Below are 16,432 nucleotides of genomic sequence, written 5' to 3'. Positions count from 1 at the left end.
GCAAGAGCACCTGCTGCTCGGCCTGTGGCCCTCGGGTTCTTCGTGAGGACTGCGCGGGGCGCGGGCTGATGACCGAGACGTGCCATGTGCCGCATCGCGAGCGCGAGGCAGTGGAGAAGCAACTCGGCAGGCCGCTTTACCCACCACCCGACGTAGTCAGGCTACTGCCGAGAAGATGCAGGTGCCGCAACGGCGCCAGCGAGGATGCCGCCATCGATGTTGAGTTCCGCCCCGTTCATGTAGGCGGCCTCGTCGGAGGCGAGCATCACGGCTACGGCGGCGACCTCCTCCGGCCGCCCGAAGCGTCGCAGGGGGCAATCCTGGACGAACTCGCGCATTCTGATCTCGCGCTCCGGACCCTCGCCCAGGAGCGGTTCCCACATGGGTGTCAGCACGGCGGCGGGGTGGATCGAGTTGCACCGGACCGGCAAGCCCTGCTCGGCGCAGTAGAGCGCCACGGTCTTCGTATGGTTGCGCACGGCGGCCTTTGACGAGGCATAGGCCGCGGCGCCGGGGATGCCGACCAGGCCGGAGCGCGAGGACACATTGATGATCGAGCCCGTGCTTGCCGATTGGCGCATCGCCTGAATGGCGTGCTTGCAGCCGAGAAACACACCGTCCAGATTCGTGCGATGCACGGCATGCCAATCCGCGAGCGAGGCATGTTCGGGGTCGTGCACCAGGCAACCGTCCTCGAATCCGGTGATCCCTGCGTTGTTGACCAGGACGTTCAGGCCCGCAGCTTCGCCAAGGATCTGCGCCATGGCCGCCTGCCAATGGGGTTCTTCGCGCACGTCGAGGTGTAGGTAGCGCGCATTGGCACCCAGGGCGGCGGCAAGCGCCTGGCCCATCTCTTCGTTGATGTCGCTCAGATAGACGAAGGCGCCATTTTCAACAAAGGTCGTGGCAATCGCTGCCCCGATGCCGCGCGCGGCGCCGGTCACCAAGGCGGTCTTGCCATCGAGTCGCTTCATAGCGCCGTTCCTCTCTTGTGCGAAAAAGCCGGGCATGCCCCGCTTTCGAGTCTTGTTCGCGTGCCGTGGTGCGCTTACTGCACCCGTACCTCGACCCTGCGCGCCTCCGCGGCGTCGCTGCCGCCGAGGGTGACGGCGGGGCGGCGCATCAGCACGCGCTCGGTGGGCACGCCGGCGGCGACGAGGGCGTCGCGCACCGACAGGGCGCGGTTCTTCGCCACTTCGGCGTTGACCGCTGCGCCGCCGGTCTCATCGTGGTAGCCGGACAACAGCGCGCTGGCCGTTGGTGTGGCTGCCAGTGCCGAGGCGACGGTGGCGATCTGCTCGTCGGCGGTCGCCGGCAGCGCGGCCTGGCCGAGCTCGAAGTAGATCTTCACCAGCGGTTCGCCGACTTCGGCGACGTCCACGAAGGCGACCTCACCTGCACCGTGCGCTGCAAGCGCCGGCGCCGCCTGCTTTCCGCCCAGCTGGTTGGCGGCCAGGCCGATGACGAAGGCGATGACCAGCGCGATGATGCCGAACACCACGCCCATCACGACGTTGAGCTCGCTGTCTTCCTGATCGAACATGTGCTGGATTCTCCTGTAGATGCGCGACCCGACGGCTCGGGCAGCGTGGACCGGATTCTATCGGAATGCGCTTGCAGCCGTATCCGGCGCTGCATCAGGGCAAGACTGGTGAGCCTCGACCACTGGCTCAGCGATGCGGCCGCGCTTCAGCCTCAAGGTCGTGAGGGCTTGCACCCTCAATCCCGCAAGAACACCTGCAGCAACTCGTTCAGGAACCGCCGCCCCTGGAGCGTCGGCCGCAATTGCCCCTCTGCCATCTCCAGCAGCCCGCGCTCGCGCGCCTGCGCCAGCTCGTCGGTGATCGTCTCGATCGGCACCCCGGTGCGTGCGGCGAACAGCTTGGCCGGCACACCCTCGGTGAGGCGCAGCGCGTTCATCATGAACTCGAAGGGCAGCTCGGCTACCGACACCTCGCGCGCCTCCTGGATGAAGTCGTTGCGTGCCGCGCCTTCGAGGTAGCGCCCCGGGTGCTTGTGGCGCATCTCGCGGCGGATGCCTTCGTGGCTGGAGAGCTTGCCGTGGGCGCCGGGGCCGATGCCGAGGTAGTCGCCGAAGGTCCAGTAGTTGAGGTTGTGACGGCTCTGCTCGTGCGGGCGGGCGAAGGCGGAGGTCTCGTAGTGGGCGAAGCCGGCCGCGGCGAGGCGGGATTCGATCGCCTCCTGCATGTCTGCGGCGGTGTCGTCGTCGGGCAGCGCCGGCGGGTTGTGGGCGAAGGGGGTGTTGGGTTCGAGGGTGAGGTGGTAGCAGGACAGGTGCTGCACGCCGAAGCCGATTGCGGTGTCCAGGTCGGCGAGCGCCATGTCCAGGGTCTGGCCTGGCAGGGCGTACATGAGGTCGAGATTGACGCGCTCGAAGTGCGTGCGCGCAGCGTCGATCGCGCGTCGCGCCTCATCGCCGCCGTGGATGCGGCCGATCTTCGCCAGCATGGCGTCGTCGAAGCTCTGGATGCCGAGCGAGATTCGATTGACGCCGGCAGCGCGGTAGTCGCGGAAGCGCCCGGCTTCCACCGTGCCCGGGTTGGCTTCGAGCGTGACCTCGGCGAGCGGGTCGAGCGGCAGCAGCATGCGGATGCCGGTGAGCAGGCCGTCGAGCGTGGCCGCGGACATCAGGCTGGGCGTGCCGCCACCGATGAAGACGCTATGTACCCGCCGCCCCCAGACCTGGGGCAGTGCGTGCTGGAGGTCGGCGAGTACCGCATCGAGCCAGGCCTGCTCCGGGATGCCGCCCTCGCGCGGGGCGTGCGAGTTGAAGTCGCAGTAGGGGCACTTCCTCACGCACCAGGGAAAATGCACATACAGCGACAGCGGCGGAGGTGCCTCGAGCTGCGGACGCTCGGGTAGCGGCAGGGGCTTCGCCGGGGGGGTGACCGGGCTCAGCGGGATGATGCGGCGGCTGCTCACAGCGGGTAGTACTTGAGGCGGTCGAGCAGGTGGCGCATGGCGGCGCCGCGGTGGCTGAGGGTATTCTTGAGCGCAGGTTCGAGCTCGGCGGCGGTCTGTTCGAGCTCGGGCAGCCAGAACAGCGGGTCGTAGCCGAAACCGCCCGCGCCGCGCTCGGCGGTGAGGATCTGGCCGTGCCATTCGCCGTCGGCGATCAGCGGGCGCGGGTCCTCTGCGTGACGCACCAGGACCACGGTGGAGTAGAAGTAGGCTGCGCGCTGGGCGGGCTCGGTGAGGTGCGCGAGCTTTTCCAGCAGCAGGGTGTTGTTGCGTGCATCCGACTTGGGCTCGCCGGCAAAGCGTGCGGAGATCACGCCCGGTGCGCCGCCTAGCGCTTCCACGCACAGGCCGGAGTCGTCGGCGACCGCCGGCAGGCCGGTGGCCGCTGCCGCGTGACGGGCCTTGGCGAGTGCATTCTCGACGAAGGTGGGGTGGGGCTCCTCGGCTTCACTGACGCCGAACACCGACTGCGGCACCACCTCGATCCCCAGCGGGGCGAGCAGGGCCTGCATTTCGGCGGCCTTCTTGACGTTGTTGCTGGCGAGGACGAGTCGCTTGCTCATGCTTCAGGCTCCATGAATGGCATTGCGTTGCAGTTCGAACAGGCGGCGGCCGCCGAGTTCGGCGAGGTCGAGCAGGGCGTTGAGTTCGGCGCGCGAGAAGGCTGCGCCTTCGGCCGTGCCCTGCACCTCGATCAGGCCACCACCTTCGGTCATCACCACGTTCATGTCGGTGTCGCAGTCGGAGTCCTCGGCGTAATCGAGGTCGAGCACCGGGACGCCCTGGTGGATGCCCACCGAGACGGCGGCGACGAGCTCGCGCATCGGGTTGCGGGCGAGCTTGCCAGCGGCAACCAGGCCGACGAGCGCGTCATGCACGGCGACGCAGGCGCCGGTGATGGCGGCGGTGCGGGTGCCGCCGTCGGCCTGCAGCACGTCGCAGTCGATCACGACCTGGCGTTCGCCCAGGGCGGTGAGGTCGACCACGGCGCGCAGGCTGCGCCCGATCAGGCGCTGGATTTCCTGTGTGCGGCCACTTTGCTTGCCCTTGGCGGCTTCGCGCGCGCTGCGGGTGTGGGTGGCACGCGGCAACATGCCGTACTCGGCGGTGAGCCAGCCCTGGCCCTTGCCGCGCAGGAAGCCGGGAACGCTGTCGTCCACGCTGGCCGTGCACAGCACGCGGGTGTCGCCGAACTCGACCAGCACCGAACCTTCGGCATGGCGGGTGAAGCCGCGGGTGAGGCGCACGGGGCGCAGTTCGGCAGGTTGGCGGTTGCTGGGTCGCATGGAGGTTCCTATCGCTTGTCGAGTTTCTTGATGGTGTCGTTGATCTCGCGGATCGCGCGTTCGATCTCGTCGTCGTTGTCCAGCTCGCCGGAGGCGTCCGCACCCATGCTCGAGGTGTCGAGACGGGTGGTGTTGTCGTCGAGCGCCATCGTCCGTGTGGAGATCGCGTCGGCCATCGTTGCCTGACTGGCGTTGTCGGCATGCCAGCACATGGCGACGATGGACAGGTTGTCGGCACTGCTGCCGGCAGTGAGTTCTGCCTGCTTGAGGAGCTGGGGCACGCAGCGGCTGAGTGGGCCGCCGGTGAGTCCGCTGACGAGCGCATCGTCGCCCGCCGGGCCCCACACGCCGTCGCTGCACAGGGCGATGATGTCGCCGTCGCGCAGCGGTGTCCGGGCGGAATGCTCGATCTGCGGCGCGTGGCTGCCTCCCAGGCAGGAGTAGAGTCGATTGCGAGCGGGGTGGCTGTCGGCCTCGGCGGGCGTGAGGATACCCTGGTCGACCAGCAGTTGCGTGCGCGAATGGTCGCGCGTGCGCGTCACCACATGGCCGCGACGCAGCAGGTACAGGCGCGAGTCGCCGGCATGGGCCCAGTGCGCAGCGCCGTCCTGGATGACGCAGGCGACGATGGTCGTGCGCGGCGCCTCGGGCAGCGCGCGGTCGAGCGCATCGTCGAGGATGGCGTGATGGGCACCGGCGAGTGCGCGCGACAGGAACAGGCCAGGGTCGGGCAGGGCAGGGCGCGCCTCGCGCTGGAACGCCTGGACCACGTGGCGGGCGGCGATGTGCGCGGCCAGTTCGCCATGAAGGTGGCCGCCCATGCCGTCGGCGACGAGCATGAGCAGGGCATCGCGCGAATAGCAGTGCGCAATGCGGTCCTGGTTGTCGTTGCGCTTGCCGGTGCGGCTTTCCTGGTAGATCGTGAAACGCATGGGCAGTCTCTTCAGTTGCGTCCGATGAAGGACTTCAGCCTGCCGCCGAGGTCGGAGAACCAGCGTGCGGACGGTTGTGCCCCGGTGTCGCGCTGGATCAGCGCCTTCTGCAGGCTGTACACGCTCTGCGGCCGGGCCAGCGGGTCGAGCTTGAGGCACCAGTCCACGAGTTCGAGCAATTGTGGCGCGTAGTGTTCGGCATGGGTCTTCGCGACCGGCTGCAGGGTGTCCTTGGTGCTGCGTTCATCGGCACGCGGCGGCGCCTTGCCGGTGACGCTGGCATACAGGCTGGCGCCGACGCTGTAGATGTCTGTCCATGGGCCGAGCTGATCGCGCTTGTCATACTGTTCCGGTGCGGCATAGCCTGGCGTGTACATCGGCTTGAGCACCGGTTGGCCCACCATCAAGGTTTGGCGTGCCGCGCCGAAATCGAGCAGCACGGGCGTGCCGTCGGCACGCAGGTAGATGTTGGCCGGCTTGATGTCGAGGTGGAGCAGCTTGTGGGCGTGCACTTCGCGCAGGCCGTTGAGCATGCGGGCGAACACCGCGCGGATGAACAGCTCCTTGAGCTCGCCGCGGTGGCGCTGGATGTAGTCGTGCAACGTGCGGCCGCGCTCGAATTGCATCACCATGTACACCGTGCCGTTGGCGCGGAAGAAGTTGAGCACGCGCACCACGTTGGGGTGCATCAGCTTGGCGAGTGCGCGGCCTTCCTCGAAGAAGCACTTCATGCCGTAGCGGAAGGCGGCGCGGTGCTCGTCCGGGACCTGCGGTTCGATCTCGCCCTCCTTGCGCAGCGCGAGCGAATTGGGCAGGTACTCCTTGATCGCCACCGGGATGCCGGCCTCGTCATGAGCGAGGTACACGATGGAGAAGCCGCCCAGCGACAATTGCCGCTCGATACGGTACTGGTCGAGCTGAAAGCCCTGTGGCAGCGCGAAGTTGGCTTGAGAGGGCATCTTCGTGGGCGCTAGAATCAGCTCTTTGCAGCTTCATTCCTGAGTGGGACCCGCAGTGTAATCGATCGCGCCGGGTTCCCGGAGACTCCACATGATCCACAGCATGACGGGTTTCGCGGTACAGACGCGAGACCTGGGTAGCGTTTGTCTGCACCTCGAACTGCGCAGCGTCAATTCGCGCTATCTCGACCTCGGCTTTCGTATCGTCGATGACCTGCGTGCGGCCGAACCCGCCATTCGCGAACGCCTGAGCGCCCGCCTGGGCCGTGGCAAGGTCGAATGCCGGCTCAACCTGCAGGCCGGCCATGGCGGTGCGCGCAGCCTGGCGCTCAACACCGCACTGCTCGATCAGCTTGCCGACGCCCAGGCCGGGCTGCGTGCGCGCTTTGCCGATGCCGCGCCGCTGTCGGTCAATGAGCTGCTGCGCTGGCCCGGCATGCTGGCTGACGACGGTCTCGGCTTCGACGAGATGCTGCCGGCGATCGTCGAGCTCACCAACGCCGCGCTCGACGAACTCGTCGCCACCCGCCGTCGTGAAGGCGACAAGCTTGCCGACATGATCCGCGAGCGCGTCGTGCGCATGCGCGAACTGGTCACCATCGCCACCCCGCGCATGCCGGCCGTTGTTGCCGAATACCAGGAGCGCCTCACGACCAAGCTGCGCGACGCAGTGGTCAGTCTTGACGAGGACCGCATCCGCCAGGAGGTGGCGCTCTACGCGCAGCGCATCGACGTGGCCGAGGAGCTCACCCGGCTCGTCACCCACCTCGACGAGGTCGAGCGCATCCTCAAGGCCGGCGGGGCTGCGGGCAAGCGCCTGGATTTCCTGATGCAGGAGCTCAACCGCGAGGCCAACACCCTGGCCTCCAAGTCGCCCGCCACCGATATCACCGCCATCGCCATGGAGATGAAGGTGCTGATCGAGCAGATGCGCGAGCAAGTGCAGAACATCGAATAAGGAGCGCCTCGCATGCCCGGAACCCTCTTCATCGTCACCGCGCCATCGGGCGCGGGCAAGACCACCCTGGTGCGCGGCCTGCTGCAACGCGATGCACGCGTGCAGCTGTCGATCTCCTACACCACGCGCGACCCGCGCCCGGGCGAGCAGGATGGGCGCGAGTACCATTTCGTCGATGTGGCGACCTTCCGTGCCCTGCGCGATCGCGGCGAGTTTCTCGAGTGGGCCGAGGTGCATGGCAACTATTACGCTACTTCCAAGGTCTGGTTGAAGGAGCAGATCGAGGCTGGGCGCGACACCTTGCTCGAGATCGACTGGCAGGGGGCGCAGCAGGTGCGCAAGCACTTTCCGGATGCGGTCGGGGTCTTCATCCTGCCGCCGTCGATGGAGGCGCTCGAGGCGCGTCTCGTCGGTCGCGGCACCGACAGTCCCGACGTGATCAGCCGGCGCTTGCTGGGTGCGCGCGGGGAAATGCGCCATGTCGCCGAATTCGACTACGTTATAATCAACGACGAAATCGGTGCCGCGCTGGATGATCTCGTCGCCGTCGTGCGTGCAGCGCGCCTGCGCTGCGGCAATCAGCACCTGCGGCATCCCGAATATTTCGCCTTTCTCGAACAGGATTGAACATGGCCCGCATCACCGTCGAAGATTGCCTGAAACGCATCCCCAATCGCTTCCAGCTCACCCTGGCTGCGACCTATCGTGCCCGCCAGCTCACCATCGGCAGCACGCCCCAGATCGAACTCGAGCCGGGTGACAACGACAAGCCCACCGTGATTGCCCTGCGCGAAGTGGCGGCGGGCAAGGTCGGGCTCGAGATGCTCAACCGCGGCCAGGCCTGAGCCCGGGGCCAGGGGGTGAAGCATGCAAGCCAATCATGTAGGCGCGCCCCCTCAGCCCGCGCAATCCCCCGGCCCGATCTTTCGTCCGCCGGTGTCGAGCGTGCTGTCGCTCGACTTCCAGCAACTCAAGGCCAAGATCGAGGCCTACCTCAAGCCCGAGGACGTCGGCCGGGTCGAGGCGGCTTACCATTTCTCGGCCGATGCCCATGCCGGGCAGTTCCGCGTCAGTGGCGAGCCCTATGTCAGCCACCCGGTTGCCGTCTGCTCGCTCGTCGCCGACTGGCATCTTGACGCCCAGGCGCTGATCGCCGCGCTCCTCCATGATGTGATGGAGGACACCCACATCACGAAGGCGGAGCTGACCGAGCGCTTCGGCAAGGTGTCCGCCGAGCTGGTCGATGGCCTGTCCAAGCTCGACAAGATCGAGTTCCGCTCGCAGGAAGAGGCGCAGGCCGAGAATTTCCGCAAGATGCTGCTGGCGATGGCGAGCGACCTGCGCGTCATCCTCATCAAGCTCGCCGACCGCCTGCACAACATGCGCACGCTGGACCACATGCGTCCGGCCAAGCGCCGCCGCATCGCCAACGAAACGCTCGAGATCTACGCGCCGATCGCCAACCGGCTCGGCCTCAACGACCTCTATCGCGAGCTGCAGGAACTGTCCTTCCGCAACAAGCATCCGCTGCGCTACGAGGTGCTTGCCAAGGCGATCCGCTCGGCGCGTGGCAACCGCCGCGAGGTCGTGGGCAAGATCCTCGCCAGTATCGAGGAACGCTTGCCGCAGTGGGGCATCGGCGCAGAGGTGCAGGGGCGCGAGAAGCATCTCTACGGCATCTACCGCAAGATGGTGGAAAAGCACCTGTCCTTCTCGCAGGTGCTCGACATCTATGGCTTTCGCGTCATCGTGCGCGACGTACCGAGTTGTTACCTCGCGCTGGGCGCACTGCACTCGATGTACAAGCCGGTGCCGGGCAAGTTCAAGGACTATCTGGCGATTCCCAAGGCCAATGGCTACCAGAGCCTGCACACGACGCTGATCGGCCCTTTCGGCATGCCGGTCGAGGTGCAGATCCGCACTCGCGAGATGCACCACATCGCCGAGACCGGCGTGGCCTCCCACTGGCTGTACAAGGAGGACGAGCGCACGCTGTCCGAACTCCAGCAGAAGACGCACTCATGGCTGCAGTCCCTGCTCGAGCTCCAGTCCACCTCGGGCGAGGCCACCGAGTTCCTCGAGCACGTCAAGATCGACCTTTTCCCGGGTGAGGTCTACGTGTTCTCGCCCAAGGGCAAGATCTTCTCCATGCCCAAGGGCTCGACGCCGGTCGATTTCGCCTATGCGGTGCATACGGACGTTGGCAACCGCTGCGTGGCCTGCCGCATCAATGGCGACCTGATGCCCCTGCGCAGCGAGCTCAAGAACGGCGACCAGGTCGAGATCATCACCGCCGCGCATGCCAACCCCAACCCCGCCTGGTTGTCCTACGCCCGCACCGGCAAGGCGCGCTCGCAGATCCGCCACTTCCTCAAGAACGCCCAGCTCGACGAGTCGGTCGCGCTCGGCGAGCGCCTGCTCAACCAGGCTTTGCGACCGCACGGGCTCACCCTGGGGCAGATCTCCACGTTTGCCTGGGACCGCTTCCTGCGTGACCGCGGTGTGCGCAGCAAGAAGGACATCTTCTCCGATCTCGGTCTGGGCAAGCGCTTGCCGATCATCGTGGCGCGGCGTCTGGCAGAGGCCCAGGACCTCGAATCCGGTCGCCCGGACGTGGTCAAGCCCAAGCCGGCAGGCGCTATCACCATCCGCGGCTCCGAGGGCGTTGCGGTCCAGTTGGCGCGGTGCTGCCACCCGATTCCGGGTGATCCGATCATCGGTACCTTGCGCAAGGGCCAGGGACTCGAGGTGCATACGCACGACTGCGCAGTGATGGGCAAGCTGCGTGGCGACCGCGGGCGCTGGGTCGATGTGGAGTGGGAGCACGTTGTCGATGATCGCCTGTTCGATGTCGGCATCCGCGTGCTCACGCGCAATGCTCGCGGCGTGCTTGCCCGTGTCGCCAACGCGATCGCCGAGGAAGACTGCAATATCCAGAGCGTCAGCATGGAAAGCGGGCAGGGCGACTACACCGCGCTCAATTTCACCGTCCAGGTGCGCGACCGCATGCACCTGGCGCGCGTCATGCGCGGGGTACGCAGGGTGCAGGAAGTGGTGCGCATTGGCCGGGCCAAGGGCGACGGGCGGGCGAGCTGAACGGCCGCCGCGCTGCTAGAATACCGGCCTTGTGTCTTTGCTTGCGCTGCGGCCAGGGCCGCTGCAGGCGCGACTGACAACCCTCATTGCATCCAGCCGGGACCCGACATGGCAATGTACGAATCCGATCACACCAAGTTCATGCGCGAATGGCTTGCGCAGCATCCCGAGCAGGCGGCCGAACAGCAGAAGGGCCGCGCGCTGTGGTGGGACAAGCCGCAGGACGTCCGTGCGCAGGGCGCGCTCGAGCAGGCCAAGGTGCCGGTCAAGCCCTACTACTACGACAGCAACCACTGAGCCGTAACGCCCTGAACACCTTGCCGCAAGGGCGGCGCGAAGGCGGCGCGCGCGCATGAGCCTGCCGCGTCGCCTCGCCTTCATTGATGTCGAGAGCACCGGCGCCCATCCGGTACGCGACCGCATCACCGAGATCGCCATCCTGCGGATCGAGGACGGGCAGGTCGTCGCAAGCTGGGAAAGCCTGGTCTGTCCCGGTCAGCCGATTCCGCCGCTGATCCGCGAGGTGACCGGCATCTCCGATGAGATGGTTGCCGACGCGCCGAGCTTCGAAGCGCTCGCCGACAAGGTCGAAGCCCTGCTTGCCGACTGCGTCTTCGTCGCCCACAACGCCCGCTTCGACTTCGGTTTCATCAAGAGTGCCTTCGACCGCATCGGACGCCGTTTCGATGCGCCGGTGCTGTGTACGGTGAAGCTGTCGCGCGCGCTATACCCCGAGCATCATCGGCACGGCCTCGATGCACTGATAGAGCGCCATCAACTTGTCTGTGACGCCCGTCACCGCGCCATGGGCGACGTGCAGGCGCTCTGGCAGTTCGTGTGCCAGGCCCGGGCCGCATTCGCTCCTGAGGTGCTCGAGCGCGCCGTCGAGCGTGCGATGAAGGCAGCGGCCCAGGCCCCCGGCCTGCCCGAGGGGCTGCTGGAGGCGGTGCCGGACGTGCCCGGGCTATACCTTTTTCACGATACCCCCGAGCCGCCCGCTGGTGCGCGCGACACTCGACCGCTATACGTCGGCCGCGCGCAAAGCCTGCGTGCGCGGGTACGTGAGCATTTTGCCGCGCAGGCCCGCAAGGGGCGCGACGCCGAGCTGGCAGCAAGGGTGCGCCGGGTGGAGTGGGTCGAGACCGCGGGCGAGCTCGACACCTCACTGCAGGAGCTGGCGCTACTGCGCCGCTTTGGCCCACCCTACAACCGACCTCAGGAGCCGGCGGACACGGTCTTTGCCTTGCGCCTGCTGACGGGGCGCCGGCGGGCACCGATCTATGAACGCGTGCCCGTGGCTGGCACCGATCCGGCGCAATGGACGGGCCTGCATGGCGTGTTTCGCAACGCGCGCGAGGTGGACAACCTTCTGCGCGAACTGGCGATGCTGTATCGCCTGTGTCCGCGCCGGCTGGGGCTGGAGGGTGGGAGTGGTCCGTGCTCGGCTTACCAAGGGCGCCGTTGTGCAGGCGTCTGCGCACGACGTGAGTCGATTGACGAGCATGATGGGCGCCTCGCCGCTGCTCTGTCGGCTCTGGGTCCGAAGCCGTGGCCGTGGTCAGGCGCAGTGTTCGTGCGGGAAAGCAATGCGCACAGCGGGCGCGAGATGTTCCATCTTTTCGACCGCTGGTGCCACCTGGGCAGCGTGCCGGACGCGGCCTCGTTGGCGGCCATGGCGGCGAGCACCGCACGTGCGTTCGATGCCGATGTCGCGCGCATCCTCACACGCTGGCTCGCTGTGCCGGTTCATCTTGCCGGTGTGCAGCCGGTGGACGGCCGGGGCGCAACAGGCGCCGAGTAAGGCCTGGTCGAGGGCCTGTGTGTGCAGTGCGCTCAGTGTGCTGCGCAGCTGCGCAGTTCCGAGACCCGGTTCAACACCATGCCACGCCGGCCGCGCGGCTGGATCATGCCGTCGCGGGTCAGTTGCGAAAGGATGCGCGACAGGGTTTCGGGCGTCAGGTTGAGCTGTGCCGCAATGGTCTGCTTGTCGATGTCGAGGCGGATCTCACAGTGCTCGGCATCGTCGGGCGCGAGGCGGGTGAGGTAGTGCGCGACGCGCTGCGTGCCGCTCATCTGCAGCTGTACCTGCATGGTCGACATCAGGTCGTAGTTCGCCATCGCCAGGCGCATCGCCATCGACACCGAGAATGCGGTCGAACTCACCATGGCTTCGCGCAGGAGGGTGGTCGGAACCAGCAGCAGCTCGGTTGCCGTCATGGCCTGAGCGTTGACGATGTGCGGGCGGTTGAGCATCGCTGCGTCCTCGCCGAAGAAACAGCCTGATTCCGCCAGGCTGACGATTTTCTCGCCGCCCGAGGGTGAGAGCACGAAGCACTTCACCCGGCCGGAGAGGACGAGGTAGACACCGCGCGGACAGTCATCCTGCTGCACGAGCAGTTCGCCGCGTGCCGCGTGGATGGGCCGCGCGCCGGCCTGGAGACGGTTGCGCTCCGCGTCGTCGAGCATGTTGAAAGGGCTGAAGCGGCTCAGTAGGCTGCTTGTATCGACGACGGGGGGCTTGCTGCGGTTCATGCGGTTCTCCTGCGGACGCCGTGTCTGGCGCTAGACCTGTACACTAGACACTTGTGCACCGATTTACGCCCTGCCAGCGCTGGGCCGGACGCCCGGTGTGGCTTGGCGCATACCTCCAAAGAGGTATGCGCCAAGCGTGTAAGTGCATGATTTGAATAGGGTGGCAAGAATGTGTGCTTCCGAGTTGCCTGACCCTGGCGTTAAAGGGGTATGTCCACGTTTCCGACGTGGGATTGCCTGAGCGGAGGTTGAGGATGAACTTTCCCACCCTGCGTCCGCTGGCAAGGCGTTCGATCATGCTGCTGGTATCGGTGGCAATGCTCACCCTCACCCTGATCACCCTTGCCGGTATGAGCGCCTCGGTGCTGGTCGTCGAGAGTGCGCGCGGCAGTGCGAGCGCGATCAACGTTGCCGGCAGCCTGCGCCGCTACACCCATCGCCTTGCCAACCTGATCGCGGTCGACGCGCTCTCGGGGCGTTCCGAGTCGCAGCGGGTCGAGGCGGCGGTGAGGGACTTCGAGACCCATCTCGAGCACCCTGCGCTGCTGCGCTTCGTCGAGCGTGCGCCCGGCGAGTTGTTTGCCGCCACGTACCGCGGCGTGCACGCATCCTGGCACTTGAGCCTCAAGCCGCGCATCGAGGCGCTTGGCGCCCAGTCGCCACCACCGCCCAATGAGCAGGTCGAGATCCTGCTGACCGAGGTCGACGCCTTTGTCGACCAGCTCAATACCCTGGTCGCCGTGCTCGAACACGATACCGAGAAGCGCATCCAGGACCTGCGTCTGATCCTGGCAGGGGCGATTGTGCTCACCGTGCTGGTGGTTGTGGTGGCGCTGTTGTTGCTCAAGCGTGCGCTGCTGACGCCCTTGCGTGGGCTGCTCGATGCGGCGCGGCGTATCGCCGGCGGCGATTTCGGGGTGCGTGTGAGCTACACCGGCCAGGACGAACTCGGCCGCGTCGGTCTGGCTTTCAATCTGATGGCAGATGAGCTTGCCGGCCACTACCGCACGCTGGAGCAGCGGGTTGCCGACAAGACATCCGAACTTCAGCGCAGCAACCGCTCGCTGGAGTTGCTGTACCACGCCATTGCCCGCCTGTACCAGACGCCAACGGCCACCGAGGCGTATGAGGCGACCCTGCGCGACATCGATCGGGTGGCGGGCCTGGAGGGCAGCTTTGTCTGCATCGAGCCGCGTCACGGTGGGCCCGCGAGTGTGATCGCTTCCTCGATGGGGGGCTGTCCCGACCGCAACGAGCGTGGCGAGGATGCCTGTGGCGCCTGTCGGGCGGCATCCGATGGCGTTGGGGTGGCGCTTCATCACCCGGCCTTGTTGCGCTTTCCGCTGCGCGACCGTGAGCACCACTACGGCATGCTGCGCCTTTCGCTGCCCGATGGGGCCCGCCTCGAGGACTGGCAGCGTCAGCTGGTGGAGGCGCTGTCGCGCCACATCGGCATGGCGCTCGGCGCGAGCCGGCGCAGCGAGCAGGAGCGCCTACTGGCGCTGCAGGAGGAGCGTTCGGTGATTGCGCGCGAGCTTCATGACTCGCTTGCCCAGGCGCTGTCCTACATGAAGATCCAGGTCAGTCTCCTGCAGGGCGTGCTTGCCGATCCGCAGCGGCGTGCCGAAGCCGAGCCCATACTGGCCGATCTGCGTGAAGGCATCAACGCGGCCTACCGGCAGTTGCGCGAACTGCTCGTCTCGTTCCGGCTCGGCCTTGCGGGCGACCTGAAGACCCTGCTCGCGGATGCCGTGCGCGAGTACGGGGCACGCGGTGGTGTGGAGGTGCAGCTGGAGGTCGCGCTCGGGGAGTGTACGCTGCGTCCCAACCAGGAAGTGCATGTGCTGCAGATCGCGCGCGAGGCCTTGTCGAACATGGTGCGTCACGCCCAGGCTCGCAGGGCCCGGGTCAGCCTGATCGGTACTGACGACGGGATGGTGGAGCTGACTGTCATGGATGACGGCGTCGGCCTCGGCGTGCCGCCGGCCGATGCGCATAACCATCATGGCATGGCGATCATGCGCGAGCGTGCCAGCAGTCTTGGCGGCAGTATTGCGTTTGATGACCAAGCCGACGGCGGCACCTGTCTGCGGGTGCGCTTCCAGGCGGCCGCCAGCCTTGCCGAGCCTGTCGTTCCCCCCGCGCCCGCAGAGGCGCGAAGCCACGCCGGAGAAAGCCGCGCATGAATGAGCACCACCGCGTCCTGATCGTCGATGACCACCCTCTGTTCCGCAAGGGATTGGGCCAGCTGCTGCAGATGGTGCCCGGTTTCGTGCTTGCCGGTGAGGCTGCGGACGGGGAGGAGGGGCTCGCGCTTTCCCGCCAGCTCAAGCCTGACCTGATCCTGCTCGATCTCAACATGCGTGGCATGAATGGCCTGGAAGTGCTGCGTGGCTTGCGTACCGCCCGTATCGAAAGCAAGGTCGTCATGATCACCGTTTCGGACGCCGGGGAGGATGTCGTCGCTGCGTTGCGCGCGGGCGTCGACGGCTATCTGCTCAAGGACATGGAGCCTGAGGCGATGATGGCAGCGCTGGCCGATGTCGCGGCTGGCAGGGTGGTGATTCCGCCTCAGCTCAATCACCTGCTTGCGGCTGCGCTGCGCAGCGAGACCCGCCCGCAATCGGTGGGGGCGGCAGGTCTGACCGAGCAGGAGACCCGTATCCTCGAGAAGATCGCCGCAGGTTTGTCCAACAAGCAGATCGGACGCGAACTGGACATCACCGAAGGGACTGTCAAGGTCCATGTCAAACACGTCCTGCGCAAGCTTGACTTGCGTTCGCGGGTGGAAGCCGCGGTGTGGGCAGTGGAGCACATACGTAACTGAGAGACGCTCGCAACTTGACTGTAGTCAATGATCCATGCGGTCCAGGAGGTATCCAATGGAATCGATAAAAAGGTCAGGTCAGCGAAGTGGAATCAGTCACTCTCTCCCGCAGGGGTTTCCTGCGGGGCCGCATGCGCAAGGTTGCGCCCGCACAGCGCCCCCCGTGGGCGCTTGCAGAGGATGATTTCATCTCCCGCTGCACCCGCTGCGACGCGTGTGTCGAGGCCTGCCCGACGCTGATTCTCGTGCGTGGGGAGGGTGGCTTCCCGAGCGTCGATTTCAGCAAGGGCGAGTGCAGCTTCTGTACCGAATGCGTCACGCGGTGCGAGCCCCGTGCGCTGTTGCGCACCGATGCGCATGAGTTGCCGTGGGCGCTCGCCGCGCGCATCGGCGATGCGTGTATCGCCGCCGCAGGGGTCGAGTGCCGGGTTTGCGGTGAGTCCTGCCCGGTCGGTGCAATCCGCTTTCGCCCGCAACTCGGCGGCGTGTCGCGTCCCCAGCTCGATGTACAGACGTGTACGGGCTGCGGCGCCTGCTTCGCCCCTTGCCCGACGCGCGCGATCGCCATCGAATCACGATTGGATACGCCCATGGAGAGCGAACAATGAACATAGCAAGCCTGGTCGTGCGGGCTTTTCCCGCCGATTTCCCCACGGTGATGGAAGCCTTGCGCAAGATCCCCGGCGTCGAGCTGCATGGCGCTTCGGAAGAAAAAGGCAGCATCGTCGTCACGATCGAGGACGGCGAGGGCTGGTCGGTCACCGACTCGATCCTTGCGGTGAATCTTGCCCCGAAGGTCCAGGGCCTGACGATCGCCTATGAATACACCGATGATGGTCTCGAATTAACGGAGGCATGAA

The 16,432-nt window shown here is 66.5% G+C and carries 18 protein-coding genes; 10 read left to right on the top strand and 8 right to left on the bottom strand.

Going from position 1 to position 16,432, the window contains the following annotated elements:
* Window positions 1-161: 161 nt before the first annotated feature.
* The 7 genes from P7F68_RS10690 to P7F68_RS10660 form a co-directional block, all read right to left on the bottom strand.
* Window positions 162-1,010, bottom strand: a complete 849-nt coding sequence (locus P7F68_RS10690; RefSeq protein ID WP_277833016.1) for an SDR family oxidoreductase — start codon at window positions 1,008-1,010, stop codon at window positions 162-164.
* A 38-nt stretch (window positions 1,011-1,048) separates the two neighbouring features.
* A complete protein-coding gene (locus P7F68_RS10685; RefSeq protein WP_270068793.1) occupies window positions 1,049-1,543 on the bottom strand; it encodes an OmpA family protein in 495 nt (164 codons plus the stop codon).
* Between the two features lie 176 nt (window positions 1,544-1,719).
* Window positions 1,720-2,943 carry a radical SAM family heme chaperone HemW gene (gene hemW / locus P7F68_RS10680; RefSeq protein ID WP_002926098.1) on the bottom strand — a complete coding sequence of 408 codons (1,224 nt, stop codon included), beginning with the start codon at window positions 2,941-2,943 and terminating at the stop codon, window positions 1,720-1,722.
* On the bottom strand, window positions 2,940-3,545 hold the full coding sequence (gene rdgB / locus P7F68_RS10675; protein WP_277833008.1) for an RdgB/HAM1 family non-canonical purine NTP pyrophosphatase: 606 nt from the start codon (window positions 3,543-3,545) through the stop codon (window positions 2,940-2,942). Before rdgB ends, hemW begins: the two co-directional genes overlap by 4 nt.
* 3 nt (window positions 3,546-3,548) lie before the next feature.
* Window positions 3,549-4,268 (bottom strand): ribonuclease PH, encoded by a 720-nt coding sequence (rph, locus tag P7F68_RS10670; RefSeq protein WP_002926095.1) that lies wholly within the window; start codon window positions 4,266-4,268, stop codon window positions 3,549-3,551.
* Window positions 4,269-4,276: 8 nt separating this feature from the next.
* The gene (locus P7F68_RS10665; protein ID WP_002926091.1) at window positions 4,277-5,200 is read right to left on the bottom strand and encodes a PP2C family protein-serine/threonine phosphatase; all 924 of its coding nucleotides are present in this window, start codon (window positions 5,198-5,200) and stop codon (window positions 4,277-4,279) included.
* A gap of 11 nt (window positions 5,201-5,211) precedes the next feature.
* Complete coding sequence (locus tag P7F68_RS10660) at window positions 5,212-6,159, bottom strand: serine/threonine-protein kinase (protein WP_002926089.1); 948 nt, start codon at window positions 6,157-6,159, stop codon at window positions 5,212-5,214.
* 91 nt (window positions 6,160-6,250) lie between these two features.
* Here P7F68_RS10660 and P7F68_RS10655 point away from each other — a divergent pair, with 91 nt between their 5' ends.
* The 6 genes from P7F68_RS10655 (at window position 6,251) to P7F68_RS10630 (ending at window position 12,014) form a co-directional block, all read left to right on the top strand.
* Window positions 6,251-7,117, top strand: coding sequence for a YicC/YloC family endoribonuclease (locus P7F68_RS10655; protein ID WP_277833004.1), 867 nt, complete (start codon window positions 6,251-6,253; stop codon window positions 7,115-7,117).
* 12 nt (window positions 7,118-7,129) lie between these two features.
* Window positions 7,130-7,744, top strand: a complete 615-nt coding sequence (gmk, locus tag P7F68_RS10650) for a guanylate kinase (RefSeq protein ID WP_002926084.1) — start codon at window positions 7,130-7,132, stop codon at window positions 7,742-7,744.
* A 2-nt stretch (window positions 7,745-7,746) separates the two neighbouring features.
* Window positions 7,747-7,962: a DNA-directed RNA polymerase subunit omega gene (gene rpoZ / locus P7F68_RS10645; protein WP_002926082.1), complete on the top strand. Its 216-nt coding sequence runs from the start codon at window positions 7,747-7,749 to the stop codon at window positions 7,960-7,962.
* Between the two features lie 22 nt (window positions 7,963-7,984).
* On the top strand, window positions 7,985-10,213 hold the full coding sequence (locus P7F68_RS10640) for a RelA/SpoT family protein (RefSeq protein WP_277833001.1): 2,229 nt from the start codon (window positions 7,985-7,987) through the stop codon (window positions 10,211-10,213).
* 108 nt (window positions 10,214-10,321) lie between these two features.
* Window positions 10,322-10,510, top strand: coding sequence for a DUF3460 family protein (locus tag P7F68_RS10635; RefSeq protein ID WP_002926078.1), 189 nt, complete (start codon window positions 10,322-10,324; stop codon window positions 10,508-10,510).
* Window positions 10,511-10,565: 55 nt separating this feature from the next.
* Window positions 10,566-12,014, top strand: coding sequence for an exonuclease domain-containing protein (locus P7F68_RS10630; protein ID WP_002926075.1), 1,449 nt, complete (start codon window positions 10,566-10,568; stop codon window positions 12,012-12,014).
* Between the two features lie 32 nt (window positions 12,015-12,046).
* Here P7F68_RS10630 and P7F68_RS10625 read toward each other — a convergent pair whose 3' ends face one another.
* Window positions 12,047-12,745 (bottom strand): Crp/Fnr family transcriptional regulator, encoded by a 699-nt coding sequence (locus P7F68_RS10625; RefSeq protein WP_002926074.1) that lies wholly within the window; start codon window positions 12,743-12,745, stop codon window positions 12,047-12,049.
* 254 nt (window positions 12,746-12,999) lie between these two features.
* Between P7F68_RS10625 and P7F68_RS10620 the strand changes: the two genes are divergently transcribed.
* The 4 genes from P7F68_RS10620 to P7F68_RS10605 all read left to right on the top strand — a co-directional run bounded on the left by P7F68_RS10620 (window position 13,000) and on the right by P7F68_RS10605 (window position 16,431).
* Window positions 13,000-14,931: a histidine kinase gene (locus P7F68_RS10620; RefSeq protein WP_277832993.1), complete on the top strand. Its 1,932-nt coding sequence runs from the start codon at window positions 13,000-13,002 to the stop codon at window positions 14,929-14,931.
* Entirely contained in the window at window positions 14,928-15,572 is a 645-nt protein-coding gene (narL, locus tag P7F68_RS10615) for a two-component system response regulator NarL (protein WP_002926072.1), read from the top strand. Before P7F68_RS10620 ends, narL begins: the two co-directional genes overlap by 4 nt.
* A gap of 86 nt (window positions 15,573-15,658) precedes the next feature.
* Window positions 15,659-16,180: a ferredoxin-type protein NapF gene (gene napF / locus P7F68_RS10610; protein ID WP_083485739.1), complete on the top strand. Its 522-nt coding sequence runs from the start codon at window positions 15,659-15,661 to the stop codon at window positions 16,178-16,180.
* Window positions 16,177-16,431, top strand: coding sequence for a chaperone NapD (locus P7F68_RS10605; RefSeq protein ID WP_002926070.1), 255 nt, complete (start codon window positions 16,177-16,179; stop codon window positions 16,429-16,431). Before napF ends, P7F68_RS10605 begins: the two co-directional genes overlap by 4 nt.
* The last annotated feature ends 1 nt before the right edge of the window (window position 16,432 follow it).

The sequence above is a fragment of the Thauera mechernichensis genome (assembly GCF_029588855.1).
Classification (GTDB): Bacteria; Pseudomonadota; Gammaproteobacteria; order Burkholderiales; family Rhodocyclaceae; genus Thauera; species Thauera mechernichensis.
Note: the sequence above shows the minus strand (reverse complement) of the source record. Positions and strands in the feature narration are given on the sequence as shown.

Coding starts and splice junctions, on each gene's coding strand:
- P7F68_RS10655 (WP_277833004.1), top strand. CDS start 6,251: ATGATCCACAGCATGACGGGTTTCGCGGTACAGACGCGAGACCTGGGT.
- P7F68_RS10660 (WP_002926089.1), bottom strand. CDS start 6,159: ATGCCCTCTCAAGCCAACTTCGCGCTGCCACAGGGCTTTCAGCTCGAC.
- rdgB (WP_277833008.1), bottom strand. CDS start 3,545: ATGAGCAAGCGACTCGTCCTCGCCAGCAACAACGTCAAGAAGGCCGCC.
- narL (WP_002926072.1), top strand. CDS start 14,928: ATGAATGAGCACCACCGCGTCCTGATCGTCGATGACCACCCTCTGTTC.
- P7F68_RS10635 (WP_002926078.1), top strand. CDS start 10,322: ATGGCAATGTACGAATCCGATCACACCAAGTTCATGCGCGAATGGCTT.
- P7F68_RS10685 (WP_270068793.1), bottom strand. CDS start 1,543: ATGTTCGATCAGGAAGACAGCGAGCTCAACGTCGTGATGGGCGTGGTG.
- gmk (WP_002926084.1), top strand. CDS start 7,130: ATGCCCGGAACCCTCTTCATCGTCACCGCGCCATCGGGCGCGGGCAAG.
- rpoZ (WP_002926082.1), top strand. CDS start 7,747: ATGGCCCGCATCACCGTCGAAGATTGCCTGAAACGCATCCCCAATCGC.
- P7F68_RS10690 (WP_277833016.1), bottom strand. CDS start 1,010: ATGCCCGGCTTTTTCGCACAAGAGAGGAACGGCGCTATGAAGCGACTC.
- P7F68_RS10605 (WP_002926070.1), top strand. CDS start 16,177: ATGAACATAGCAAGCCTGGTCGTGCGGGCTTTTCCCGCCGATTTCCCC.
- rph (WP_002926095.1), bottom strand. CDS start 4,268: ATGCGACCCAGCAACCGCCAACCTGCCGAACTGCGCCCCGTGCGCCTC.
- P7F68_RS10625 (WP_002926074.1), bottom strand. CDS start 12,745: ATGAACCGCAGCAAGCCCCCCGTCGTCGATACAAGCAGCCTACTGAGC.
- P7F68_RS10630 (WP_002926075.1), top strand. CDS start 10,566: ATGAGCCTGCCGCGTCGCCTCGCCTTCATTGATGTCGAGAGCACCGGC.
- P7F68_RS10620 (WP_277832993.1), top strand. CDS start 13,000: ATGAACTTTCCCACCCTGCGTCCGCTGGCAAGGCGTTCGATCATGCTG.
- P7F68_RS10665 (WP_002926091.1), bottom strand. CDS start 5,200: ATGCGTTTCACGATCTACCAGGAAAGCCGCACCGGCAAGCGCAACGAC.
- P7F68_RS10640 (WP_277833001.1), top strand. CDS start 7,985: ATGCAAGCCAATCATGTAGGCGCGCCCCCTCAGCCCGCGCAATCCCCC.